The organism is Alteromonas sp. a30, assembly GCF_026788005.1.
Taxonomy (GTDB): Bacteria; Pseudomonadota; Gammaproteobacteria; order Enterobacterales; family Alteromonadaceae; genus Paraneptunicella.
Map to the genome: position 1 here is coordinate 368,288 of NZ_JABEPE010000001.1, position 24,843 is coordinate 393,130.

General features: G+C 44.0%; 18 protein-coding genes. 11 read left to right on the plus strand and 7 right to left on the minus strand.

The annotated features are described in order from the left end of the window. Positions 1-25: 25 nt before the first annotated feature. From arsC to HJG39_RS01565, 4 genes are all read left to right on the plus strand, one after another. The gene (gene arsC, locus HJG39_RS01550; protein ID WP_268405992.1) at positions 26-379 is read left to right on the plus strand and encodes an arsenate reductase (glutaredoxin); all 354 of its coding nucleotides are present in this window, start codon (positions 26-28) and stop codon (positions 377-379) included. Next, entirely contained in the window at positions 379-948 is a 570-nt protein-coding gene (gene wrbA / locus HJG39_RS01555; RefSeq protein WP_268405995.1) for an NAD(P)H:quinone oxidoreductase, read from the plus strand. Before arsC ends, wrbA begins: the two co-directional genes overlap by 1 nt. 6 nt (positions 949-954) lie before the next feature. Further along, a complete protein-coding gene (locus tag HJG39_RS01560; RefSeq protein ID WP_268405996.1) occupies positions 955-1,347 on the plus strand; it encodes a DUF2069 domain-containing protein in 393 nt (130 codons plus the stop codon). 86 nt (positions 1,348-1,433) lie between these two features. After that, the gene (locus HJG39_RS01565) at positions 1,434-3,380 is read left to right on the plus strand and encodes a hypothetical protein (protein WP_268405997.1); all 1,947 of its coding nucleotides are present in this window, start codon (positions 1,434-1,436) and stop codon (positions 3,378-3,380) included. A 111-nt stretch (positions 3,381-3,491) separates the two neighbouring features. Here HJG39_RS01565 and hda read toward each other — a convergent pair whose 3' ends face one another. Together hda and HJG39_RS01575 are read right to left on the minus strand one after the other, a co-directional pair. Further along, positions 3,492-4,202, minus strand: a complete 711-nt coding sequence (gene hda / locus HJG39_RS01570) for a DnaA regulatory inactivator Hda (protein WP_268405998.1) — start codon at positions 4,200-4,202, stop codon at positions 3,492-3,494. Next, positions 4,190-5,497, minus strand: a complete 1,308-nt coding sequence (locus tag HJG39_RS01575) for a DUF2066 domain-containing protein (RefSeq protein ID WP_268406001.1) — start codon at positions 5,495-5,497, stop codon at positions 4,190-4,192. The genes hda and HJG39_RS01575 overlap by 13 nt, the downstream gene beginning before the upstream one ends. Before the next feature lie 148 nt (positions 5,498-5,645). Between HJG39_RS01575 and purM the strand changes: the two genes are divergently transcribed. From purM to fadE, 4 genes are all read left to right on the plus strand, one after another. Continuing rightward, complete coding sequence (purM, locus tag HJG39_RS01580) at positions 5,646-6,689, plus strand: phosphoribosylformylglycinamidine cyclo-ligase (RefSeq protein WP_268406002.1); 1,044 nt, start codon at positions 5,646-5,648, stop codon at positions 6,687-6,689. Further along, positions 6,690-7,334, plus strand: a complete 645-nt coding sequence (purN, locus tag HJG39_RS01585) for a phosphoribosylglycinamide formyltransferase (RefSeq protein ID WP_268406004.1) — start codon at positions 6,690-6,692, stop codon at positions 7,332-7,334. Then, positions 7,306-8,061 (plus strand): DUF3108 domain-containing protein, encoded by a 756-nt coding sequence (locus HJG39_RS01590; protein WP_268406006.1) that lies wholly within the window; start codon positions 7,306-7,308, stop codon positions 8,059-8,061. Before purN ends, HJG39_RS01590 begins: the two co-directional genes overlap by 29 nt. 360 nt (positions 8,062-8,421) lie before the next feature. Further along, a complete protein-coding gene (gene fadE, locus HJG39_RS01595; RefSeq protein WP_268406008.1) occupies positions 8,422-10,881 on the plus strand; it encodes an acyl-CoA dehydrogenase FadE in 2,460 nt (819 codons plus the stop codon). A 345-nt stretch (positions 10,882-11,226) separates the two neighbouring features. Here fadE and topA read toward each other — a convergent pair whose 3' ends face one another. Further along, on the minus strand, positions 11,227-13,860 hold the full coding sequence (topA, locus tag HJG39_RS01600) for a type I DNA topoisomerase (RefSeq protein WP_268406009.1): 2,634 nt from the start codon (positions 13,858-13,860) through the stop codon (positions 11,227-11,229). 276 nt (positions 13,861-14,136) lie between these two features. Between topA and astB the strand changes: the two genes are divergently transcribed. Further along, positions 14,137-15,477, plus strand: a complete 1,341-nt coding sequence (gene astB / locus HJG39_RS01605; RefSeq protein ID WP_268406011.1) for an N-succinylarginine dihydrolase — start codon at positions 14,137-14,139, stop codon at positions 15,475-15,477. A 111-nt stretch (positions 15,478-15,588) separates the two neighbouring features. On the opposite strand, the gene HJG39_RS01610 is transcribed toward astB, so the two are convergent. Continuing rightward, entirely contained in the window at positions 15,589-15,924 is a 336-nt protein-coding gene (locus HJG39_RS01610; protein WP_268406014.1) for a hypothetical protein, read from the minus strand. A gap of 82 nt (positions 15,925-16,006) precedes the next feature. After that, entirely contained in the window at positions 16,007-18,343 is a 2,337-nt protein-coding gene (locus HJG39_RS01615) for an Ig-like domain-containing protein (RefSeq protein WP_268406017.1), read from the minus strand. 96 nt (positions 18,344-18,439) lie between these two features. Between HJG39_RS01615 and HJG39_RS01620 the strand changes: the two genes are divergently transcribed. Beyond that, positions 18,440-19,798 (plus strand): dicarboxylate/amino acid:cation symporter, encoded by a 1,359-nt coding sequence (locus HJG39_RS01620; RefSeq protein WP_268406018.1) that lies wholly within the window; start codon positions 18,440-18,442, stop codon positions 19,796-19,798. A gap of 80 nt (positions 19,799-19,878) precedes the next feature. Here HJG39_RS01620 and sohB read toward each other — a convergent pair whose 3' ends face one another. Further along, the gene (gene sohB / locus HJG39_RS01625) at positions 19,879-20,889 is read right to left on the minus strand and encodes a protease SohB (protein WP_268406021.1); all 1,011 of its coding nucleotides are present in this window, start codon (positions 20,887-20,889) and stop codon (positions 19,879-19,881) included. Positions 20,890-20,995: 106 nt separating this feature from the next. Continuing rightward, complete coding sequence (locus HJG39_RS01630) at positions 20,996-23,578, minus strand: VolA/Pla-1 family phospholipase (protein ID WP_268406024.1); 2,583 nt, start codon at positions 23,576-23,578, stop codon at positions 20,996-20,998. Positions 23,579-24,029: 451 nt separating this feature from the next. Between HJG39_RS01630 and HJG39_RS01635 the strand changes: the two genes are divergently transcribed. Next, positions 24,030-24,782 carry a YciK family oxidoreductase gene (locus HJG39_RS01635; RefSeq protein ID WP_268406026.1) on the plus strand — a complete coding sequence of 251 codons (753 nt, stop codon included), beginning with the start codon at positions 24,030-24,032 and terminating at the stop codon, positions 24,780-24,782. Positions 24,783-24,843 lie beyond the last annotated feature (61 nt).

Below are 24,843 nucleotides of genomic sequence, written 5' to 3' on the forward strand. Positions count from 1 at the left end.
ATCCATTAATAGTACAAAAGATCCCATGACAAATATTAGCATTCTTCATAATCCTCGTTGCTCCAAAAGCCGACAAACACTGCAATTACTCAACGATGGCGGCTATGCAACGACTGTAGTCGAATACCTAAAAACTCCGCCAGATGCGACAACATTGCAACAAATTAAAGAAAAACTTGGCTTAGCGTCTTTTAAAGGCATGATGCGAACAAAAGAAGCCGAGTTCAAAGAAATGGGCCTCAACAACGATGATGTTTCAGAAGAGACTTTACTCAACGCCATGTTAACGTGTCCAAAATTGATTGAGCGTCCAATTGTTATTACCGACGACAGCGCACGCATTGGTCGCCCTCCTGAATTAGTATTGGATATTCTCTAATGCCAGAGGTATTAGTTTTATACTACAGCCAAAATGGCAGCACTCAGCAACTTGCTTATCAAATTGCAATGGGAATTGAACAGGCTGGATGCAGTGCCAAAGTGCGCACAGTCGCCTCATTAAATTCAAGCGATGATGCCACATTACCCGATCCTGTTGTCAGCAAAGCCGACTTGGAGGCTTGCCAAGGACTTGCACTTGGAAGCCCCACTCGCTTTGGTCAAATGGCGAGTGCATTAAAACACTTTTTAGATTCCACCAGTGACTTGTGGCTAAAAGGCACTCTTCAAAACAAACCGGCCTGTGTATTTACTTCCAGCTCAAGTTTGCATGGTGGTCAGGAATCCACACTGCTTTCAATGATGTTGCCACTACTGCATCACGGCATGCTTTTAATGGGTATCCCCTATTCAGAACCGCAACTTCACACGACACAAACGGGTGGAAGCCCATACGGTGCAACACACTTAGCACATCAAGGTAACGTTGCTTTATCTCAGGAAGAAAAAAACCTCGGCATTGCGCTTGGCAAACGCTTGGGTGAAACTGTCTTAAAATTGGAAGCTTGAAGTTTTATGTCTGATCAAACTAAATTTTTTAGAAGGCTAGCCCTTTTCGGCTATTTTGGCTTACTAATTTGGGTCATTTTATGGCATTTCGTATTAGCGCCATCTCAATACTCTGTTGGTTTTAGAATTGCACTCGCGGTGGTTCCTTTGCTATTACCCATGGTTGGCATCATCAAGGGTAAGCCCTACACTCATGCATGGGCTAACTTCATCATCATGTTCTATTTCTTACATGGCTTTACAGCAATCTATACACACCAATCCGAATGGTTTTATGCGTTGGTCGAAATTTTGCTGGCAACGGCCATGTTTATCGGTTGTAGTTATTACGCTCGATTCCGAGGAAGAGAGTTAGGCTTAGGCTTAAAAAAGTTGAAATCCAGTGAAGATGCTGGATAAATCATATTTCCATTGTAATTAACAAACGACAGAGCACCCACTGTTACCTGAAGCGTATTGCCTGCTGGCTGGAATGGAGAGATACGATGAAAAATAAACGACTTCGCTATGCGACGATTGGGGCGCTAAGCTTTACTACCTTAGTCAATTGTGGCGGTGGTGGTTCTGCCTCTACCCCATTGGCCCCACCCAGCAATCCCGTGCCACCAGTCAACAGTTCAGCACCGTTAAGCGAGCGACTCACGTTAATTACGCCCGAACAAGTAGAAACCAACCAGTCAGTGGGTCTTGTCGCAACTGTCACCGCTGGCGCAGAAATAACACGTTCAAACTGGATTCAAACTGCAGGCCCTAACGTTCAATTTCTAGCTAAAAACTCTCAGGTAATTGGTTTCGACGTAATCCAATCAGGCGACTATCGTTTTACCTACCAAGGCACTGACGCTAACGGTGATACTAGCGAAAAAGAAGTAAGCTTTAGTGTTAGTGAGTCCGATGCATCGGCAAAGGCAATGGTTCGTTTGGATCATGCTGTCACAGAACAAGGAAAAGTGTCACTTCGTGTTGATAGTAGCGATGCGAACAATGCCAATGCTCAAATAAGTTGGCGACAAATTTCAGGGCCAACAATCTCCCAAGATCAACTCACTGTGCATGGTCACTTCCTCTTTTTCGACGCGCCTGCGGTGACACGAGACACCTTACTTGAATTTGAAGCAAGATTACGTTTTAGCGATGGTTCAGAAGATACCGACAATGCGTTCGTATTAGTCAAAAACACTGACATCAATGGAGGTGGCTTTTTCCCTGATGCCTCATCGCGCATAGTGAGTGAAGATGTGTACACTTATCAGCCACAAAGCCCCTATGCCAACGTATTGGTCAATTGTGTTTATAATAACCAAATTGACACCTCCTGCCCTTTTTCGACTTTACCATTAATCGGGGGAGATTCTCCGAACCCCGACATAGACGATATTATGCAACGCGTTGTGGTATCCCATGACTGGATGGCCGAGCGCTTTCGAGAATACCTCGAAACTTCTCCGGTATCTAACGATATAATAGGGTTGTTAAAAGCCGTTACAGCAATCGTGATTTCCGTCGATGTTCGCCCGTCATTTTACTGGGCAGCGACTGGAGCCATTTATTTAGATGCCGCCAATTTTTGGGTCACGCCCGAAGAAAGAGACACGCTCAACGATGTACCGGATTTCCGCTCCGCATTTGGCAATGAATTGCGCTTTATTATGCCTTGGCGTTACGCTGAAAATGGGGAAGACTACTTAAACCGTAATGATTACTCGCGTATATTGCGGGAGACTCGCTCTCAGGAAGATGTTCAGGCCGACATTACATGGTTACTTTTCCACGAATTAGCCCATGCCAATGACTTTTTTGATCCGGCTGTGCATCAAAGCTTACCCGGCAATATTTCTCCTTTGCTGTATGCAAATCAAAATGGCACTTCGAGTGAACAATTGGTTCAAGCCTTACCCTTATCCTCAAACCAAATGAAAGGCTTAGCACAAGTAAGCTTTGCAGGCGAAACGGCCACCTCAACCCAACGGCGTTACGATGCTGCTGACATCGAAAATGCTTTCCGTCCTGATGGCGCGGTGATGTACTACAGCTATTTTACTTCACGAGAAGATTTTGCCACCTTATTTGAACGCTTCATGATGTCTTATCGTTTAGGTGTTGATTCCGATGTCGCAGTGATTAGCCGAGAAGATAATCCAGACTTCCTAGTGCAGTGGGGGCAACGTAATCGTTTTAATTCGCCTCAGGTTAGGCAAAGAACCCAATTCGTTGTAAACAGCATTTACCCTAACTTAAATGTAACCGCAGCGCTAAACACTCTACCTGCCCCACAAGATATGATCCGTGGTGTCAGTTGGTTCGACAATTTGATGAATAGCACTGACCAAAGTAACACAAGTGCTCATCGCCACACGCATACCGAAGCAGAGTTACATATGAATGAAAGAGAGTTGCATTGGAATCGCCCTGTTTTGCCAAAGGTGCAATAGCAATAATCAGATACAAAACGTAGAAGTAGACAAAAAACGCTTTAAAAAATAAGGACATTAACAATACGGACGCAAGAAGAAGGCAATTAAAGGTCGGATTAAGCGGTTTAACTACAGGTTTAATTCGGCCTTAACGAAGGGGATGGTTAGGTTTTTTTGAGTTTTTAGTGAGCGTTCATCTAATTGCTCAAGCACCACCACTAAACTGCTCATATCGCGTCTAAAATGTTTAATTAAAAAACCAGCCACATCTTTAGATAACTTCAAGCCCTTTGCACTTGCTTTACGCATTAAGGCTTCCACTAACTGTTCATCCGTTAGCGGCTTTAAATTGAAGCTTACTCCCCAGTCTAAGCGTGAAACCAAATCTTTTAACTCAATATCAAGCGATTTAGGTAAGCCAATACCGCTAAACACAATATAATGCCCCACCTCCAACACGCGATTAATAAGGTCAAACACCGCTTTTTGCCATGGCAAACTAGTCTTCACGAGATGGATATTATCCAAGCACACTATTTTGTACTGTTCTAGTCCAGCAACACATTCCACACTTAAAGGCAGCAAAGCACTTAGGTCAAGGTAAATAACAGGAAGATCGTTCGACTCAGCATGCTCTGCAACAGCATGTAATAGATGGGTTTTCCCAGTACCTGCTTTCCCATTGAGATAACACAAATGTGAGCAATCAGGCTTTGCTTTAATTAACCCTTTTAAATACTGAACCACTTGCTCATTTTCGCCAGAATAGTAGTCATCGAAACGAAAATACTCCGGTGGGGCAACGGGCAAAACAAGTTGATCAGCGATTATGGGTTCCATACGAACTCCAGTTCACTTGTTGGACGACCAAACGCATCTGAAACACGTTTTACTCTATCATCCAACTTAAGTGCATTAAGTAAGTCGACTTCTCGCCCTGTCAACAACACCTTAAACTGCGCTTTTTGCGATGCTAATGACACTAACTGAACCGACGAGACGGCCTGTAAGGACTCAAAATAAGACTTAACCTTAACATAGTCAGAAATCGACGCTAGATTCACTAAGGAAATAAGCGATTCCCCGATTTGCTCACCTTGTAATAGCGTGGTTTTAACCGCGTATCTTTCAGCGAGTTCATCTGCCAACGTATCGACTAACATAGGTGATAATAAGGCTTTTTCCTCAGCTTCGAACGACCCTGTTAAGATCTTACCCTCAATAATAAGCATCCAGTCCGCCTGCCAACCTTTTTCTTTTTTATCTTTACTATCAGCCGATTCACTCTGTGCAGTAATTGCCTTTTGTTGAGCTGTTTTCAATGCATCTAAGCGTTGCTTCTCTGCTAACGCCTCTTGCTCGATTAACTCGGAAATATCTTGTTCACCAATCCAACCTGCTACCACTTTAGCTTCATCAACAAACGGTTCATCTGGTACTTCAAATTCAACGGCTAATTGTTGTTTTGGATAAATGCGAGCGGACATCACCACTTCAACATCATAGCGCTGACTTGCTTGCACAATGTTGTCAGTAAACTGCCCCCATACATCATAAATCATGGATTGCGTGTTTTCAGCAATATCCGCTAGAGGAAAAATTAAACTAACGCCTCTGCGCTTAGCATCATCGAGCACAACTTCTTTTAATGGGTTTTGGAGGTACTCAGAATACAATTGACGCTCAAGACTGGGCTTTTCTTCTACCAACCATAAAATAGTAGATGGTCGATAGCTTCCCCAAATGGGAAAACGCTCGCGGCGCAGTAAGGTATCCACTTTTTCAGCATCAAAATCAGCAACAAACATCAACGCTTGGTTTTCGGTTTCAAATTGATACTGGCGTAAAAACTGTCCGGCTCGTTCCACTTCTGTTTTGATAACCGTCTCTTCGATCAAGCTCTTTGAACCGCTCACTTTGATTAAAACTTGTTCAAATGCAGCTTGAATTGCTCGTTCTTGTGCCCGACTCGACTGATCAGTCACTTTAACTTTAGCCTGATATAAATCCGACACGACATCCGCATGGAGCCTGACAGTAACCAAAAGCAGGAGAAAAAAAGGTAATTGAATGAAAGACTTTAGCAATTTTCTATCGTCAACATAAAACAAAACTGAGCCTGAATTGTTATTCATTATGAAGCAAAGATCACCCTTTCTTTTTGATTTGTTTAATTAATAGCAAAATCTTGCGGTTGTTATGCTTACTGGCATACCCAAATTAAAGATATGTCGCTATAATTCGCACCTGAAATTAATCAATCATCTGTATGCGAGAAGTACCTTGGCAACACCTCCTACCTCACTCAGTTATAAAGACGCCGGTGTCGACATCGACGCGGGCAATCAATTAGTCGAAAGAATTAAAAACGTTAGTAAACGCACCTCACGCCCGGAAGTAAAAGGCGGTTTAGGTGGATTCGGCGCATTATGTGCTATTCCAGAAAAGTACCGTAAACCTCTGTTAGTTTCAGGCACAGATGGCGTTGGAACAAAATTGCGTTTAGCGATGGATTTAGAGCAACACTTTGGTGTTGGCATCGACTTGGTTGCGATGTGTGTTAACGATTTAATCGTACAAGGTGCAGAACCGCTATTTTTCCTTGACTACTACGCAACAGGAAAATTGAATGTTGATGTAGCTGCAAAAGTGGTCTCGGGTATCGGCCAAGGTTGCGAATACGCAGGTTGTGCATTGATTGGCGGAGAAACCGCAGAAATGCCGGGCATGTACCACGGCGACGATTACGACATTGCAGGATTCTGCGTGGGCGTGGTTGAAGCTGATGACGTTATCGACGGCTCAAAAGTCGCAGCGGGCGATAAAATTATTGCGTTAGCCTCAAGCGGCCCGCACTCCAATGGCTACTCACTGATCAGAAAAATATTAGAAGTCAGCGGTGAAGATGCACAATCCATGCTCGGAGACAAAAGTATTGCTGAACACCTGTTAGAACCGACTCGCATCTATGTTAAGTCTGTTTTAAAAGTGCTTGAAAACGCCAAGGTTCATGCCATTTCTCATATTACCGGTGGCGGCTTCTGGGAAAATATTCCACGCGTATTACCAGACAACGCCAAAGCGGTTGTTGACGGCTCAAGTTGGCAGTGGCCAGAGATTTTCAACTGGTTGCAAGAAAAGGGTAACGTCACTGAGTACGAAATGTATCGCACCTTTAACTGCGGTGTTGGCTTAGTCATTGTTGCTCCAGAAAACGAAGCTGACGCCATTATCAATCAACTGAATGAACTAGGCGAAACCGCGTGGTTGTTGGGTGAAATTGAAACGGCTGCCGATGACCAAGAACAAGTTGAGATAAGAAGTTAAATGAAGTCCATCGTCGTACTTATTTCAGGTAGTGGTTCTAATTTGCAAGCCATTATCGACCAAATCCATACGACTCGATTTCCTGCCAAAATTAGCGCAGTTATCTCGAATAAAGCCAACGCTTTTGGGCTCCAGCGAGCCCAAAATGCGGGAATTGCAACTCATGTAATCCCCTTTCAAAAAGGTCAGGCGCGAGAAGAGTTTGATCGGCAAATCGCAGAGCAAATAGACGCCTATCAGCCAGATCTTGTAGTATTAGCAGGATACATGCGTATTTTAAGCGACGATTTCGTGTATCACTATCGTGGCAAGCTCATCAACATTCACCCTTCCTTATTACCTGATTTCAAAGGCTTGCACACGCATCAACGAGCCTTAGATGCAGGTGTAAAACAACATGGCGCCAGTGTACATTTTGTGATCCCTGCACTGGATGAAGGCCCTGTTATTATTCAAGGGAAAGTGGATGTAGAAGCCGACGATAGCGCTGAGTCGTTACAGCAAAAAGTCCATAAGCAAGAGCATATTATCTATCCTCAAGCAATAAAGTGGTTCTGTGAAGGCAGATTAAGTATGCTAGATAACCGAGTTTATTTCGATAATAAGGAGCTAAACATTGCTGACCTTCCTCCATACACAACCTGAACAATCCATTAGTTTAATCAAGCGCTTAGCTCGCTTTTCCAAGTTTGGGTTGGTTGTATTAGCGTTTTTAGGCGCAAGCTTTAGCGCACAGGCGCAACTCCTCGACCCTTTCTACGCTAAATATGTGGCCTACCGAAACGGTTCAGAAATTGGATTCGCTGAGTTAGAACTCAACAAACTGGCAGACAGCAAATTCAAACTGCGATTCTACAGCGACGCCTCATTATTTCTTATTTACGATAAACGTGAAGAGATTAGCGAGTTTATTATTCAAGACAATAAGCTTACACCGGTCAAATACGCGTTTACCAAAAAAGGCACATTTAAAGACAGCAACCTAAATGCAAGCTTCGATGCCAGCCAATCGAAAGTAAAAATGGATAACAAACCCGATCTTGCATGGCAAGGTGAACTTGATAACCAACTGTACAGGCTATCCGCACAGAAAATGTTAAGTCAGGGTAAAACAGAATTTGATTTTGATTTAATTAATTATCGCGGCGAAAAAAAACATTATGCATTTAAGGTGGAAGGTGAAGAAACATTAACGCTTCCTTTCGGCGAGCTAAAAGCCTTAAAAGTAAAAACCATTCGTCAAAACAGTTCTCGTGTTACCTATAGTTGGTTCGCCCCTAAGCTTAATTACCTAATGGTGCGCTTGCAGCAATTTAAAGACGGTAACGAGCAAGGCGATATTCAATTATCGACCTTTACCCAAAATAAATAGCCGGACGATTAAGCCAATAGATAAGCATTTATATTCTGTTGGCTTCCCCTCCTTGTTTCAGTTGCTCAACACCAATTGGCAACCACGGCCTCGAAGTTTCACTGCACGTTGAAAAACGCTCCTCTTCACCATTAACCCACAATAATTGACTATTTATTCAATCTGCAAATAAAGCTCGGTAAAAGTGAAGCAAAATAGAATAATAATTCGTTATTAATTTCAATAAGTTAAGAACAAAAACTGTGTTACCTCAAAAAACACTTAAACACCTGTTTGAATTTTTACTTTTTTTAGATACATTATAGTCACGAAATCAGGACAACCTTATCTGGTTAAGAATCCTTTAACATTGGAGTGATTATGCACATCTTAGTCTGGTTATTGGTATTGGTTGCACTTCTGGGTGTAAGCAGCTACTTCAGAATCAAGTTATTTAATGCCACTGCCGCGGTAGCACTGTGGATGCTTATTGGCACCTCAGCCGACGTAGTGGGCTTTTTAGGTTGGTTGGTCTTTTTAGCCATTGCAGTACCTCTCAACACAGCTTCGCTTCGTAAGCAATATTTAACTGCGCCAGCATTGAAAGCATACCGCAAGGTAATGCCCGAAATGTCTAGCACAGAAAAAGACGCTATAGATGCAGGTACAGTATGGTGGGACGGTGAAATTTTCAGCGGAAACCCTAACTGGCACAATCTTCACTCTATCCCAGAAGCGCGTTTATCAGCAGAAGAACAGGCGTTTTTAGACGGTCCAGTTGAAGAAGTCTGTGGCATGGTCAATGAGTGGGACGTTACTCATAAGCGTGCAGACCTTTCTCCAGAAGTCTGGCAGTATCTTAAAGACCATAAATTCTTCGCAATGATTATCAAAAAAGAATTTGGTGGTTTAGAATTCTCGGCTTTCGCTCAGTCGCGTGTATTGCAGAAGCTTTCAGGTGTAAGCAGCGTACTCGCAAGTACCGTTGGTGTGCCTAACTCTTTAGGCCCGGGTGAGTTACTCCAACACTACGGTACAGAGGAACAAAAGCAGCATTACCTTCCAGGTCTTGCGAACGGTTCAGAAATTCCTTGTTTTGCTTTAACAAGCCCAGAAGCGGGCTCTGACGCAGGCGCAATTCCTGATTTAGGAGTTGTCTGTAAAGGCGAATGGGAAGGCAAAGAAGTGCTTGGCATGAAGTTAACCTTCAACAAGCGCTACATCACCCTTGCTCCTGTGGCAACCGTTGTTGGCCTAGCCTTCAAATTGGTTGACCCAGACGGCCTACTTGGCGACGAAAAAGAAATTGGTATCACTTGTGCACTAATCCCCGCCTCTACAGAAGGCTTGGATATCGGCAACCGCCACTTCCCACTAAACGTACCTTTCCAAAACGGCCCTATTCGTGGCAACGACATTTTCGTACCGCTTGATTTCATCATCGGTGGCGCAAAAATGGCGGGACAAGGCTGGCGTATGCTTGTTGAGTGTTTGTCCGTTGGCCGCGCGATTACCTTGCCATCAAACTCTGCGGGCGGCGTAAAAGCAATTGCTTTAGCAACAGGGGCTTATGCACGTATCCGTCGTCAGTTCAAACTGCCTATCGGTAAAATGGAAGGTATCGAGGAAGCGTTAGGCCATATTGGTGCCAATGCTTACATGATGGATTCCGTTACCCGCTTCGCCACTAAAGGTGTCGATCTTGGTGAAAAGCCCTCTGTTATTTCTGCTATTGCCAAATACCATATGACTGAAAAAATGCGCCAAGTAGTGACACATTCAATGGATATTCATGGCGGTAAGGGCGTTATGTTAGGCCCCAACAACTATTTAGGCCGTGGCTATCAAGGTGCGCCAATTGCCATTACCGTTGAAGGTGCGAACATCTTAACGCGTAACATGATGATTTACGGTCAAGGCGCAATGCGTTGTCACCCTTATGTGTTAAAAGAAATCCAAGCGTCTGCCATTAGCGATAAGCATCAAGCAATTGATGAATTCGATAAAGTGCTATTCGGTCACATTGGTTTTGCTGTAAGCAATTTTGCCCGCAGTGTGTGGTTTGGCTTAGGTGGTCATCGTTTGGTTAGCACGCCTTACAGTGACCAGACAAAACCCTATTATCAAGCCATGACGCGTTTAAGCTCAAACCTTGCCTTGTTATCCGACCTATCAATGGCGGTACTTGGCGGTGAATTGAAGCGTAAAGAGCGTATTTCAGCACGTTTAGGCGATGTGCTTAGTTTCATCTTTATTGGCTCAACAACATTGAAACGTTTCGATGACGAAGGCCGTCAACATGACGATTTACCGCTAATGCACTGGGCGATGCAAGACTCTTTATATCAGGCTGAAACCGCGATTATCGACTTGTTGGATAACTTCCCAATTGCAGCTCTTGGTAAAACATTAAAAGTATTGCTTATGCCATTTGGTCGTAGCTATAAGAAGCCTAGTGATCAGCTAGATCATAAAATTGCGGGTATCTTACAAACGCCGTGTGAATCACGTACTCGTCTAGGCCAAGGCCAATATCATGCGTTTAATGACAATAATCCATTTGGTTTATTAGAAGTGGCATTAAAAGATATCTTAGAAGCTGAGCCATTATTTGACAAAGTATGTAAAGCAGCAAACGAAAAGCTTCCCTTTACTCAGCTTAACTTAGTGGCTGATAAAGGTTTAGAGCTTGGGGTTATTAACGAAAAAGAAGCTGAATTGTTGCGTAAAGCAGAACAAGAACGCTTACAAGTGGTTAATGTTGATGACTTTGCTCCTGAAGAGTTGGTCGCTGGCGTGCAACCTGCGACAAAATCAAAGTCAAAACCTAAAGCGGCTTAAACCCAAACTTAACTAATTGTTAATCAATGTAGTAAAAGGGACTTCGGTCCCTTTTTTATTGGTTTTTTAAACAACCATCTATAGATAATTCAATCTAGGACCAAATTAATTGCAACGCTACACAGAAGTTGCTTGCTTGACTCTTATGAATCTGAAAGCGTCTCGATAGTTTTCCCCCTCTAAAGAGAATTAAGCACGAATCCTTAGCCGCAGGGAAGTATTCACAGTGAGTTTGCGGTAAATTGCTTTTGGCTTGTAACACGTGATTGATAAGGACTGTTTTAAAGCACAAAAAAAGCAGCGATTAAGCTGCTTTTTCTCTACATCAAAGAAGTAATAGAAACACTATTTCTTCTTACGCTTATCCTCAACCGTCCACTTTCCATCTGTGTACCAAGCTGCCCATCCAGTTGCTTTCTTCGACTCATTTTCCGTCATCACATACTGCTGCTTGGTTTTACGGCTAAAGCGCACAATCGCTTGATTGCCATCTGGATCTTTTTCCGGTGCATCCGCTAGGTAAACCAACTTTTCTGGCAGGCGATCACGGAAACGCTTTAACTCCGCAACCAAAGGCGCTCGCGTTTCTCTTGATTTCGGGAAGTCATGAGCCGCAAGGAATATACCTGACGCGCCATCACGCAAAACAAAGTGTGCATCAGACTTAGTACAGGGCAATTCTGGTAAATCTACAGGGTCACACTTTGGTGGCGCAACTTCACCATTTTTCAACAATTTGCGCGTGTTAGCGCAGGCTTCGTTAGTGCATTTGAAGTATTTGCCAAAACGACCGTTTTTCAACTCCATGTCGGATTCGCATCGATCACACTCGATAATCGGTCCATCGTAGCCTTTAATTTTAAATGTGCCCTTTTCAACCAACACACCCGGACATGTTGGGCTATTACCACAAATATGCAATTTACGGGTCTCGTCTACCAGATAGCTATCCATTGCTGTGCCGCATATCTGACAGCGTTTTTTCTGGCGTAGTGCTTCGGTTTCTGACTCTTCGTCATCTGCACTCACCGCTTCTTCGCCCGGCGTTAAGTTCATTGTCGTGGTACAACGTTCTTTCGGCGGCAAATTAAAGCCAGAACATCCCAGAAATACGCCCGTTGACGCGGTACGAATATTCATTGGACGACCACAAGAAGTACACGCAATATCAGTCTCAATTGCCTGATTTAATTGCATACCACCTTCTTCAGGATCTTTTTCAGCACTTAACAACTTGTTGTAGAAATCTTCGTAGAAATCGTTCAGGACCGCCTTCCAATGCAGCTTACCTTCGGCGATTTCATCCAGATGGTGTTCCATATTTGCGGTGAAATCATAACTCATCAAATCGGAGAAATTGCCAAGCAAACGGTCGCTTACAATCTCGCCCATTTTTTCCGCATAAAAGCGTTTATTTTCAAGGCGAACATAACCACGATCTTGAATTGTCGAAATAATGCTGGCGTATGTAGATGGACGCCCGATACCCTTTTTCTCAAGCTCTTTAACCAACGCGGCTTCACTAAAACGTGCCGGTGGTTTGGTGAAGTGCTGCTTAGGATCAAGCTGATTTAAATTAAGCATTTCACCCACTTTCACATCAGGCAACGTGGTATCTTCATCGCCTTTACGTTTGACTTGCTCTTGAACCCGAGTCCAACCATCAAATTTCAACACACGACCTTTCGCGGTCAGTTCATAATCACCGGCTTTCACCAAGATTGTGGTGGCGTCATATTTGGCAGGAACCATCTGACAAGCCACAAACTGACGCCAAATAAGGTCATAGAGGCGCTGTGCGTCTCTCTCCATGTCTTTTAACGATGAGGAATGCACTATGACGTTTGAGGGGCGAATAGCTTCGTGAGCTTCTTGTGCGCCCTCTTTGCTTCCATAGACGTTTGGCTTTTCCGGTAGATAGTTTCCACCGAAGTTGTCAGTGATATATTCTCGACAACTGGCAACCGCATCCGCGCTCAAATTGGTTGAATCGGTACGCATATAGGTGATGTGACCAGCTTCGTATAAACGCTGCGCCATCATCATGGTTTTCTTTACTCCAAAGCCCAATCGAGAACTTGCTGCCTGTTGCAAAGTTGAGGTAATGAAAGGCGCAGAAGGTTTGCTTTGTGTTGGCTTCGATTCCCGAGACAACACTTCATACTGTGCGGCATTTAATGCAGAAACGGCAACATCCGCTTCATTTTTGTTTTTTGGTTTAAACGCTTTACCCAAATGCTTATTGACCAGCATTCTAAGCTCGGTTTGATTAGCGTTTTTCAAATCGGCGTGAATATCCCAGAACTCTTCTGGAGTAAAAGCTTTGATTTCTCGCTCGCGTTCAACAACGAGCCTTACTGCAACCGATTGAACTCGCCCTGCGGATAAACCTCTTGCCACTTTTTTCCAAAGCAACGGAGACAACATGAAACCCACAACGCGGTCCAAGAAGCGACGAGCCTGTTGGGCGTTAACCCTTTCATTATTGAGCTCGCCGGGATGTTCAAACGCTTCTTTGATGGCATTTTTGGTGATCTCGTTAAACACCACACGATGGAATTGCGTATCTTTTCCGCCAATAAGCGATTTGAGGTGCCAAGCAATGGCTTCCCCTTCTCTATCCAAATCCGTTGCGAGGTAAACATGCTCAGCACTTTTTGCTAGCTTCTTTAACTCGTTAACAACTTTTTCTTTACCTTCCATGATTTCATAGTGTGCTTCCCAGTCATTTTCAGGATCAATTCCCATACGGTCGACTAGTTTGGCATACTCATGTTTGCGTAGGTATTCCGCTTTTTCTGTCTCTGAGTACGTTTTTAATTCTTTTGCTGTTTTCTTCGCTGGCGCTTTGCCAAGAGCCTTCTTAGGCAGGTCACGAACGTGACCAACACTGGATTTAACAATAAAATCCTTTCCTAAATATTTATTTATTGTCTTTGCTTTTGCCGGTGACTCTACAATTACCAGAGACTTTGCCATATTCGTTTGCTAAACCTTATTCTGCTTGGGATTGGGGGGATAGGAGCCGGAAATGTTAATGGCTGTTACTTATTATCCTTTTTTAAAGATATATCTTCAAAGTGAATAGAAAACAAGTTCTTCTTTATAGTTATGTATAAAAACCCACGAATCCCTTGAAGTTAGTGGCTTGTGCAATTGGCAGTTAACAAAAAAATCGTATATTCTGCTCGCGTTTTTAAGACGCAGCACATCGAACCAAGCACTTTTGCTCAGGTATTTGTAGGAGAAATGTTAATGAAAAACCGCGAAGTAAATTTTGATGGATTAGTTGGTCCTACACACAATTACGCAGGTCTGTCATTTGGCAACGTCGCCTCGCTAAATAATGCCAATGCCAAAAGCAGCCCTAAGCAAGCAGCACTTCAAGGATTGGGCAAAATGAAGGCTCTGGCAGATATGGGAATGGCGCAAGGCGTACTCGCTCCACAAGAACGCCCAGATATTCACATGCTGCGTCGTTTAGGTTTTTCTGGCAGCGACGCCGACGTATTAAAAGCGGCAGCAGAGAAAGCCCCAGAGGTGCATTTGGCGTGTTGTTCAGCGTCTAGTATGTGGACAGCAAATGCGGCAACTGTGTCACCAAGTGCCGACACAGCCGATGGAAAGGTTCATTTCACCCCAGCAAACTTAACCAATAAGTTTCACCGCTCTCTTGAACCAGAGGTAACGGGCCGAATTCTGCAAGGTACGTTTAGTGACAGCAAGCATTTTGCGCATCACAAACATTTACCAGACAACGAGCATTTTGGCGATGAAGGTGCTGCCAATCATACTCGTCTTTGCCACGATTACGGACAAGAAGGCGTTGAGCTATTTGTTTACGGTCGCCATGCCTTCGACCAATCAAAACCTGCACCAACCAAATACCCCGCCAGACAAACCTTTGAAGCTTGCCAAGCCATTGCGCGTTTACACGGCTTGAGCGATGAAAATGTGGTTTATATGCAGCAAAATCCGGCAGTGATTGACCAAGGTGTTTTCCACAACGATGTCATTTCTGTGGGCAACCAAAATGTGCTTTTCTATCACGAGCAAGCCTTCTTCGATACAGAAGCCAAGTTGCAAGAAATTCAGGAGAAATTTGGCGACAGGCTGCTGCATTTTATTAAAGTATCTACCGAGGCAGTATCAGTTCAAGAAGCTGTTCGCACCTATTTGTTTAACACGCAAATCATCACGCTACCTAATGGTGAAATGGCAATTATCGCGCCTACTGAGTGCGAAGAAAGCGAGTCCGTTTCACGTTATTTGAGTGAGTTAGTGACCCTTGATACCCCGATTAAAAAAGTGCATTACTTTGATGTAAAACAGAGTATGAGAAATGGCGGTGGTCCAGCATGCTTACGTTTACGTGTTGCGCTTACCGAGCAGGAGCTTGATGCAGTTAACCCAAACACCCTGATGAACGATACCTTATACGCCAAACTCACAAACTGGGTGAATAAGCATTACCGTGAAGAATTAAGTGTTGCTGACTTGTCCGATCCCACTTTGCTAATCGAGTCCAGAACGGCACTAGATGAACTCACGCAAATTTTGAAGATTGGTTCAGTTTACCCTTTCCAACGCGTCTAGTTCGCAGCAGATAGAAGCACGATGCAAGCGCAGTCAACTTAGATTGCACTTGCATCTTTGCAAAATTGCTTAAGGTTTTGACCTCTGTTTTTTTATTCTACAATAAATAACTTAGGGTAAAAATTGAGCAATAATATTGTCACCCCAGCGCGTAGACGACCACGAATATGCGTCATCCGACATCCCCGATTCCCTCGCATAATTCACCCTCGATACCGATTCTGCCTTGGACAAATATCCACCAAAGGTTACGGCGTAAACGGAAGCACCTGCAACAATACCGCCTATCGCCGCCTGAATTAACCCAGTAAAAGGTAAATTCCACCACTTTTGTGATAAGCGACTCTCTATTTCGACGCGTTCTTTATCGAACTTTAACCGCTCGGCATCATTGCGTTTAGTTTCTGAAACTAACTTGGCTAATTCCGCCTGCTCAAGATTTTGCATGCTCTTACTATGCTCCAACCTGTCTCTTTTCATCATTCAATTATAGACAGATTGGAGTATAAAAGGTGACACCTCAAGGGATTTACAATACGTTAGTGCAGGTTAAACCGGAGCCATCGTCGATAAGCGAACCTGGGTTAGCAGGGTCATCTACAAAGTTACGACCATCACCAAACGGATTCACATTCGGGCGCACATCTTCTATTGCTAAATCGCTTGATGCCGCGCCAAGTGTATAAAACTGGCTCACTCTCGATTCCGAACCCGCTACGCTAGTGCTCACCGCTACTTTAATCGTCACCCAAGCTGCAAACGTTTTCGGGTAACGCAGTTCAACAATAGCCTGCCCATTTTCATCGGTGGTGATATTGCCATCTATCGCGACAACGTTCCCCGGAGAAATGTTGCCATCACCGTTGACGTCTTCCTCGGGATCAAGAATGGCATCATCGTCGATGTCTTCATTGGCACAACCAAAGGTGTGTACCGGTACCCAGAATTCAAATGCCTCTGCACTTGGGAACGCTGACCAATAACCTTTATTATATGCCGCGCGGATCACTTGGTAATTGGCGTCGCCCGGTTCTGCGTTAGGGTCTAATAATTCCGTGTATTTTACCGGAGTGCCGCTGACGGTTAGGTCAACATCAGATACCGGATTGGAATTGGCGTCCGTCACAAATACCGAGAAACGTTTCAAATAGGTGGCATCATCTACAATCTCAATGCGATTGCCTGTACCAAGGGTAATGAATAAGGCTCTATCACCTACAGTTAAGTTTGTTGACGCTTGAATATTAGATTCTGCTTCCGTGGCGGTAATGGTAATGGCGTCTTCGCTTGTAACCGTGTTCGAGGTATAAACCGTTGACGCTATACCGTTACTGTCCGTCACTACAGAGGCGGGAGAAATACTACCACCACTCACATCATCCGCTGTGAAATTAACGGTTTTACCTTTAACAAGGTTGCCCGATGGGTCCCGCAACACTGCGGTAATGGTGCTTTTCTGACCATCCGGCCCTATAGATTTAGGACTCGCTTCTATCAAGATGTTGTCCACTTGTGAGGCAATAAACTCTACATTGCTTCTGGCGTTAACAATGGTGCCTAGAGTGTCATCCCCTTGAGCTAATATCGTTGCGGTGCCTGCATTACTACTTTGAATGTTAACTCTCACTTGCCCATTTGCATCGCTAATTAATTGTGACTGCGACAACATCCCTCGGGTTGTCGTTAAAGTGACAAACCCGTTCGCAAAAGGTTCTCCAGCTCTTAACCAAGTTATCACTAGCTCCGCGTCAGTATTCAGTGGAATGTCGTTTGTTGGCACGCTCGAAAAGCTGAATTGGTCTTGCTGAACGGTTAAATTACCAACACCAGTCGCATTAAGTGCTGTTGCTGTAATCACGTCAACACCGGGGTTAAGCGCAGTGTAATTGATGGTAATTTGTCCGGTTTCGTCGGTTCTAGGGGATGTATTACTGATGCCATTTCCATTTGCAGAGGAAACCGCAACGACTTCATTGGCAATGCCTGTGCCATCAGAGTCGACAACGGAAATCGTAACTTCAGCCGTATCGTTTAGAATGACTGACGCAGGAGTATTTACTCTAACTTCTGTGCCAACCACTTGAACATCAATGGATTGAATCAAATCGCCAACTTGCGCAGACACAGCAAAAGTTCGATTTTCTGGATCGGTTTGAGAAGATAATACCGCACGAGCCGTGCCATCAGCAGCTGTAGTTGGTTGTGTTACTTGCAATTCACCGGATTCTGAGAAGAATGTCACATCAATGTTTTCGAGCAAAATATTCTGTGCATTTTTTACCAATGCAATAAGTTCTATTTGCTCTGAACCACTTGATGATAACTGAATAGCACTGGCAAATAACTCAAGACTTGAAGGTGTCACAGGCGCTTGGGTATCACTGCCAGCAGAAACAAAACCAACTTCAGCACTATCGCCTGAATTCAAGGTAGCAACCACTTTTCCAGCACCGGCTTGCTCACCCACTAACACATCAATACTCGTTTGCCCTTGGGCGTTAGTTAGCGCCGAACCTGTTGCAGGGTCAAATACCGCTAAGTCATCTTGAGTGAAGCTAAATTGAACCACTTCATCGGATATTACATCACCAGAAGCATTCGTAACAACTGCCAATACCCGAAGCGGGTTGGAAGCATTTAAGTCATTGCTTTCTTCCCCAGTTGCTTGACTCACAATGCTTAACTCAATTTGCAGCGATTCATCAGGGGCTCCCGGGTTAGGCGAGTCATCGCGGGAAATGCTCCCTCCACCACCACAGGCCGAAAGCATGGCGAGAAGAGTGAGAAGCAAGATTTGTCGGCACTTGTGGATTAACTGAGAACGGATTAATCGAGAATAATATTGCTGAGTGGTCACTGGCGTCATCCCCATGCTTTTGATTTTAATTTTAATTTTTAGTTCAGGTTCAATAGCAAAATTGTTACGCTAATTGAAACAACAAAAATTAAGCAACTTATTAATATGAAAGCCTCTTTTGACTCTCTCTCCTTAACGAGCAAAATCTTCGTCGGTATGGTCTTAGGCATACTCACTGGCTTTTTGCTTCAACTCGCTTTCGATGATAGCGGAGATTTAACTTTTAGCCTACTTGGTGCCGAATTTTCAACGTATGGATTTTTCGTTGATGGTATTTTTAACGTTATTGGTCAAGTATTTATCTCTAGTTTGAAGATGATGGTTGTGCCTTTAGTTTTCGTTTCGTTAGTCTGCGGCACCTGTAATTTAAGCGAACCTAGTCAACTTGGCCGCTTAGGCGGAAAGTCCATTGCGCTATACATTATTACAACAGCAATTGCTATCACATTAGCTATTACGATTGCTTTACTTGTGTCTCCCGGTGAAGGTCTCGACCTAACCACCGATGCAACCTTTACAGCAAAAGAACCGCCCTCGCTAGCACAAGTCATTATTAACATGGTGCCTTCTAACCCAATTAGCGCAATGGCAAACGCTAGCATGTTGCAAGTTATTGTCTTTGCACTATTGTTTGGCGTTGCAATGGCAATGTCTGGTGAAGCGGGAAAACGTCTTGGTAACTTTTTTGAAGATGTTAATCACGTCATCATGCGCTTAATTACCATCATCATGAATTTTGCACCTTATGGGGTTTATGCTTTGATGGCGAAGCTATTCTCTACCATTGGATTAGACACCATCCTTAGCTTGATTAAATACTTCCTGCTAGTGGTTGCTGTACTTATCACCCACGCATTAGTGGTGTATCCCCTCATTTTGCGTATTTTTGCAGGGTTAAGCCCAGTGATGTTGCTGCGAAAAGTCAGAGAAGCGGCGATGTTTGCCTTTTCGACAGCCAGCAGCAGTGCAACCTTACCCATTACATTAGAAACGGCTCAACGTAAGCTGGGGATTAAAAATGGTGTGGCATCATTTACTATTCCGCTTGGCGCAACCATTAACATGGATGGCACTGCCATTATGCAAGGCTGTGCAACCGTGTTTATTGCTCAAGTTTACGGTGTAGATTTATCAGTTAGTGATTATCTAATGGTCATTCTAACCGCCACCTTGGCATCAGTTGGAACAGCAGGCGTCCCCTCTGCGGGTCTCATCATGTTAGCCATGGTTTTACAGCAAGTTAATTTACCCGTTGAAGGAATCGCACTCATCATTGGTGTTGACCGTCTACTTGATATGACACGCACGGCCGTTAATGTCACTGGAGATTGCACAGTGGCCACGGTTGTTGCCAAGTCTGAAAAGCAAATCGACCTTGATGTTTATAATGATCCTAATGCAGGAGATCGTGACGAAGATGTCGACTTCAAACACTTCGAATCAAACGAAGAGATCAAATCCTGATAACATAATCGATATTAATGTAGGTCACTAAAACCAAAAAGGCGCTTCTTCAGCGCCTTTTATAATTCTACAAAACAGCATTACACTTTCGTTTGGTTCTTCTCCCAAAGCTTTGATAATACGCCGTTAATTGTTAATGATGCAGAGTTTGACAGCCTTTCTGCCATAGTGGGCTTTCTTCTATATTCTACTTTGAATATAGGTTTATCTCGGAAATGCTTTAATAAGAAATCATCTGAGGTTTGAATATCATCAACCAAGCCGACATCTTTAGCCTTAGTGCCATGCCACGTTTCCCCTGTAGCAACCTTTTTTATATCCAGTTCTGGGCGATGAGAAGAAACAAATGTCTTAAACATTTCATGTATCTCTTCTAGCTCTTGTTTAAACTTCTCTCTACCGGAGTCATTGTTTTCACCAAACATGGTCACAGTGCGCTTAAAGTCACCTGCGGTGTGTTGTTCGAATTCGATATGGTTATGCTTCAATAATTTATTAAAGTTTGGTAGCTGGGCAATCACGCCAATGGAACCCAAAATAGAAAACGGGGCAGCAATAATTTTATTGGCGACACAAGCCATCATATAACCGCCACTCGCTGCAACCATGTCCACACTGGCAGTTAGGTGAATATTGTGATCTCGTAATCGTTGTAGTTGAGAAGCCGCTAATCCGTACCCATGAACGACTCCTCCGGGGCTTTCTAAACGCAGTAGCACTTCGTCCTTTTCTTCTGCTAAGTTAATGACCGTTGAAACCTCGTTACGCAAACTTTCTACTTCGTGCGCATCCATGGAGCCTTTAAAATCAATCACATAAATTTTGCCTGAGTCCGATTGCGCTTTGTTGTCTTTACTGGCTTTTTTCTGAGCCTTGCGCCAAGCCTTCAATTCATCTTTGGATAATATTGCTTCTCTTGCCTGCGCTTCCGTATCCGCTAATGCATCCGATAAAGACGTAATCTGTAACTCGCCTTTTTGTAATTTCTGTTTTGACGCCAAGCCAATAATACCGCCCACCGCCAGTAATAACGCCACAACAATCGTGACCGCTTTTAATAGAAACATCCCGTATTCAGATAAAAATTCCAAGGTAATCCCCTATTTGATAATTCTGCTCCCCCAATAATATGGGCAAATTTGCAAAAAAAAACCGGGGAATGAATCCCCGGCTTATTTCTATGTAAATTTAAAACAATTAGTTAGCGACAACACTTGTATCAGTTACCGCAATTGTCTCACCTTGTGTTGCCAAGAAGGTGATGGTTTGCAACTGCATTTCTGTTGTTGCAGCCAAACTATCTGCTGGGCTTAATAATGAACCATGCCCACCCGCAATAAAGCGAACCAAGCCGCTACCTTGCGTCGTTGAGCTAACACCCTGCAAACCCATTAACGCCGCAAGAGGTTCCGTACCAGCAAGAGGCACAGCCGCAGTGTTAGGGATCACTTGGTCTGGTAAAGCAGTAGAGCCATCATCATTGGTTCCCCCACCCACAACTTCATGCACAAGGATAGGCGTGTTAGACGCTAGCAATGCTGCATAATTGTTAGGGTCGCCTGCATCAATAATAGTTTGTGCAGCGAAAGCAAATGATGAGAACGTGCTGTTAATTTCAGCCAACTGCTGTGCATTTAAGTTCTCTACAAATGCTTGGAATGCGGGTACTAGAGCCTGCTCTGGAGATAAACCATTTTGCTGAGCAAATTGACCTAGGAATGCCTGGAAGTCTGTTGAAGAAGCTGCCAACAACGAACCTTTAATCAATGGGCCAAACGATGGAGAATCAAGTAGGAAGGAAGCAATACCGCCACCTGGTACAGATAACACTGCCGCTTTAAACTCATACATACCATCAAATGCAGATAAGTCGCCACCTAGTGTGTTGTTTGCGTTAGCAACTGTACCGATGCCTGTAATTGACCCCAGACTTTGACCAACGAAGTAAACGTTATTTTCGTCTAAATCGACTGAGCCGCCGGTTAAGTCAACAACCGCATTCAAACCTAAACGCAAGCCTAAAGTGTCCACAATACTTTGACGCAAGTTGTCGCGAGCTGTCACCAAACTACTTAAGTTCAAGTAATCCGTTGGCGAACCACCAAACCCTGAAGAAGCATTAATCACTTCACCATCGATAGTGTAACCACGGCTACCATGTAATGGGTGGTCAATTGCGACGGTTGCAAAACCTGCTAATGATAATGACCCCGTCAACGCCAATACGTCTTCTTTCTTGGAAGTAATACCGTGTTGAATCACAACAACAGGCCAACCTGACTCAGGTTTGCTAATTGGGTTAACACTATCACTTAAAGCCGCTAACGTATTAACAACGTTAGTGTCTGGCACGGTTACTTGTACAGAAACGGTTTCTGTACCATCAGGGTTGGTTCCCGAGCGCGCAGGCACTGGGCTAACCTTGGTTAGATTACGAGGATCGTCGATGCCAACAGCAGCCAAATTCAAATCAAGTAATTGACCACCAGAAGCCGCCTGACATAAATCGTTGTTTGGACCAACCGCATCAGCCGCGACCAAACTGCCAACCGTTTCCTCACCCAATGATCTTAACATTGCACCGTTAGTACACGCTGCGCGCCACCAGTCACCAAGAGGGTTTGTCGTACTCAAGTAATGTGGAAGGTTTACACTACCGGCTTTAAGGCTTGATGCACAAAAAGAACCGACTTGTGCAAACGTGCTAGCCGCTGTTGGGAATAATGGACCCGCTGGATTAGCTAGGGCGGCCATTAATCCGTCACATGTATTTAGCCCTACAGCACCTAATTGAGCAAGTTGTTCAGGGCTTAGTAAAGACGGCGCTAATACGTCGAATGCGGTATCGACCGGCGCATCATTAACTTGTACTACAGGTAAAAACTGTGCGGCAGCTTGTGCGGCTGTTGCTTGATCAGCCCCTTGTGCTAGAGCCGTTGCAAACGCCTGAGCGAAACCACCAATTTGTAACTGCTTGACAGTGTTAACTACAACACCTGCTGACTGTGTTGAGAAATATGCTGCATAAGAAATACTGCTACGCGGCACACCTAAGGCTTCAATTGGGTCAACAATCGCATTGACTAATCCTTGGATCTGACGCTGTGCATCGGTTGCAAGAGGTAAAGTATCAATATCTTGGCGAACCAGTTCCCATGTTTCAGACCCTCTTACACCTTTGCCTTCAGTGTCTTGAAGGGTATCAGTAACGACAAGTACATAACCTTGTCCTGGTTTAAGTGGTTTCAGAGGAACAATAGATACGGCTCCTGGGCCTACTTTTTGTGTAACAAAGTCAGCCCCAAACGTCAGCTCTTCACCAATTTCACAGGGGACACCCGGTGCACCTATTGCAGCCGCTATGCCTTGACAAGTGGCAGTCGTTCCTTCTAGTGCTTGTGTTGCTTCGAAAAGGCGGATAGCTCCCGGAATAGAAGCAGAGTTACCATCAATTTCTAAACCATCTGGTAAATTAATATTAACAACGAAAGGATGTTGAGTTGACCACCCATCTAAAACGCCAAGCGCTTGCTGAGGATCAGCTGGGTCAAATGTATCCGCTTCGGTTTCTAACGTAAAATCAAATAGGTTACCCGAGGGAAGTGTTAACAAATCGTTGGGTACATTTAGACTTCCGTTTGCTGGGTCAAAAATGATGCGCGCAAAAGGCTTCACATCGGGTGTTTCTTCCTGCACTGTGGTGAGGGCTTCTCCGCCGCCTCCGCAGCCAGACAACCCCAGCGTGGCAGCAATCGCAGAACTAACTAGCAATTTTTTCATATGATTCCCCGGATCCTCTTGTAATTATTCTTCCACCTTTGGAATACCCATAATCCTTCACGAGGCTATGTGCTCTTCGGTGTTCATTAGTGTGTTTTAACAAAGTGGTCGACATGTACGACCAGTTCAATTTCGTTAATCTTATTGACAATAACAGAGATTTGCAAAGATTTGTTAATTGAATGTAAGCATCATGTATAAAGACTAAACTCAACCACGCGGTAAATTTAATAATCTCATTTGGCAATATTCTATTCGCAATGAAAAAGGAGTACCTAAACTAGCTGTTACTTATCTTTCACCGATCACTCAGGCATTAATCTGAATTTACATTCATCGAACACGGAGAAATCTTTGTTATTTCAATATCAATAATAATGTTAACGACAAATAAATGCTAAACTGCACGAATAATTTTTTGTAACCTTCCCTGAAATAAGATTTTGTAACTATGACCCTGAGCATTCACGACTTTAACATTCCAAAAGATATTGAATTAAACAATAAAACCATCTTGGTTACGGGTGCAGGTGATGGGATTGGCAAGGTCGCAAGTTTGACCTTTGCCAGCCAAGGTGCGACCGTCATTCTTTTGGGGCGTACCGTCGCTAAGCTTGAGCAAGTATATGATGAAATTATGCAAGCGGGTGGACCTGAACCCGCTATTGTTCCACTTGATTTAAACGGCGCAACACAACGCCACTACCGAGAAATGGCCGCAACCATTGAGTCGCAATTTGGGAAATTAGATGGCGTGCTTCACAATGCAAGCCTACTTGGCGATATTCAGCCTTTTGCGCAAATCTCGGAGAAACAGTTTAACGAAGTCATGCAGGTCAACCTCAACAGCACGTTTTTAATGACACAAGCCCTACTCCCTGCATTAACAAAAGCAGATACGGCTTCCGTTATTTTCACGTCCTCTGGAGTAGGTAATCAAGGCCGTGCATATTGGGGGACTTACGCTATTTCAAAATTTGCAACTGAAGGGATGATGCAAACCTTAGCAGACGAATACAGCAACACACCTTTGCGGTTCAATTGTATCAATCCCGGCGCAACGCGCACCGCCATGCGAGCCAAAGCCTTCCCAGCCGAAGACAGAGAAAGCGTCACTCCACCAGAAGCATTAATGCCGCTATATAGTTTCTTGATGAGCGATGAAAGCAAATCAGTGACAGGCAAAACAATTAAAGCGCAATAGTCAGCCTGTGATGTAAAGCGCTAATGCGAACAAACGACCAAAAAAAAGAGTCCATCAAGGA

Bases quoted from the DNA above. Each gene is read 5' to 3' on its own strand.
- arsC (WP_268405992.1), top strand. From the start codon at position 26: ATGACAAATATTAGCATTCTTCATAATCCTCGTTGCTCCAAAAGCCGA.
- wrbA (WP_268405995.1), top strand. From the start codon at position 379: ATGCCAGAGGTATTAGTTTTATACTACAGCCAAAATGGCAGCACTCAG.
- HJG39_RS01560 (WP_268405996.1), top strand. From the start codon at position 955: ATGTCTGATCAAACTAAATTTTTTAGAAGGCTAGCCCTTTTCGGCTAT.
- HJG39_RS01565 (WP_268405997.1), top strand. From the start codon at position 1,434: ATGAAAAATAAACGACTTCGCTATGCGACGATTGGGGCGCTAAGCTTT.
- hda (WP_268405998.1), bottom strand. From the start codon at position 4,202: ATGGAACCCATAATCGCTGATCAACTTGTTTTGCCCGTTGCCCCACCG.
- HJG39_RS01575 (WP_268406001.1), bottom strand. From the start codon at position 5,497: ATGAATAACAATTCAGGCTCAGTTTTGTTTTATGTTGACGATAGAAAA.
- purN (WP_268406004.1), top strand. From the start codon at position 6,690: ATGAAGTCCATCGTCGTACTTATTTCAGGTAGTGGTTCTAATTTGCAA.
- fadE (WP_268406008.1), top strand. From the start codon at position 8,422: ATGCACATCTTAGTCTGGTTATTGGTATTGGTTGCACTTCTGGGTGTA.
- topA (WP_268406009.1), bottom strand. From the start codon at position 13,860: ATGGCAAAGTCTCTGGTAATTGTAGAGTCACCGGCAAAAGCAAAGACA.
- astB (WP_268406011.1), top strand. From the start codon at position 14,137: ATGAAAAACCGCGAAGTAAATTTTGATGGATTAGTTGGTCCTACACAC.
- HJG39_RS01610 (WP_268406014.1), bottom strand. From the start codon at position 15,924: ATGCAAAATCTTGAGCAGGCGGAATTAGCCAAGTTAGTTTCAGAAACT.
- HJG39_RS01615 (WP_268406017.1), bottom strand. From the start codon at position 18,343: ATGACGCCAGTGACCACTCAGCAATATTATTCTCGATTAATCCGTTCT.
- HJG39_RS01620 (WP_268406018.1), top strand. From the start codon at position 18,440: ATGAAAGCCTCTTTTGACTCTCTCTCCTTAACGAGCAAAATCTTCGTC.
- HJG39_RS01630 (WP_268406024.1), bottom strand. From the start codon at position 23,578: ATGAAAAAATTGCTAGTTAGTTCTGCGATTGCTGCCACGCTGGGGTTG.
- HJG39_RS01635 (WP_268406026.1), top strand. From the start codon at position 24,030: ATGACCCTGAGCATTCACGACTTTAACATTCCAAAAGATATTGAATTA.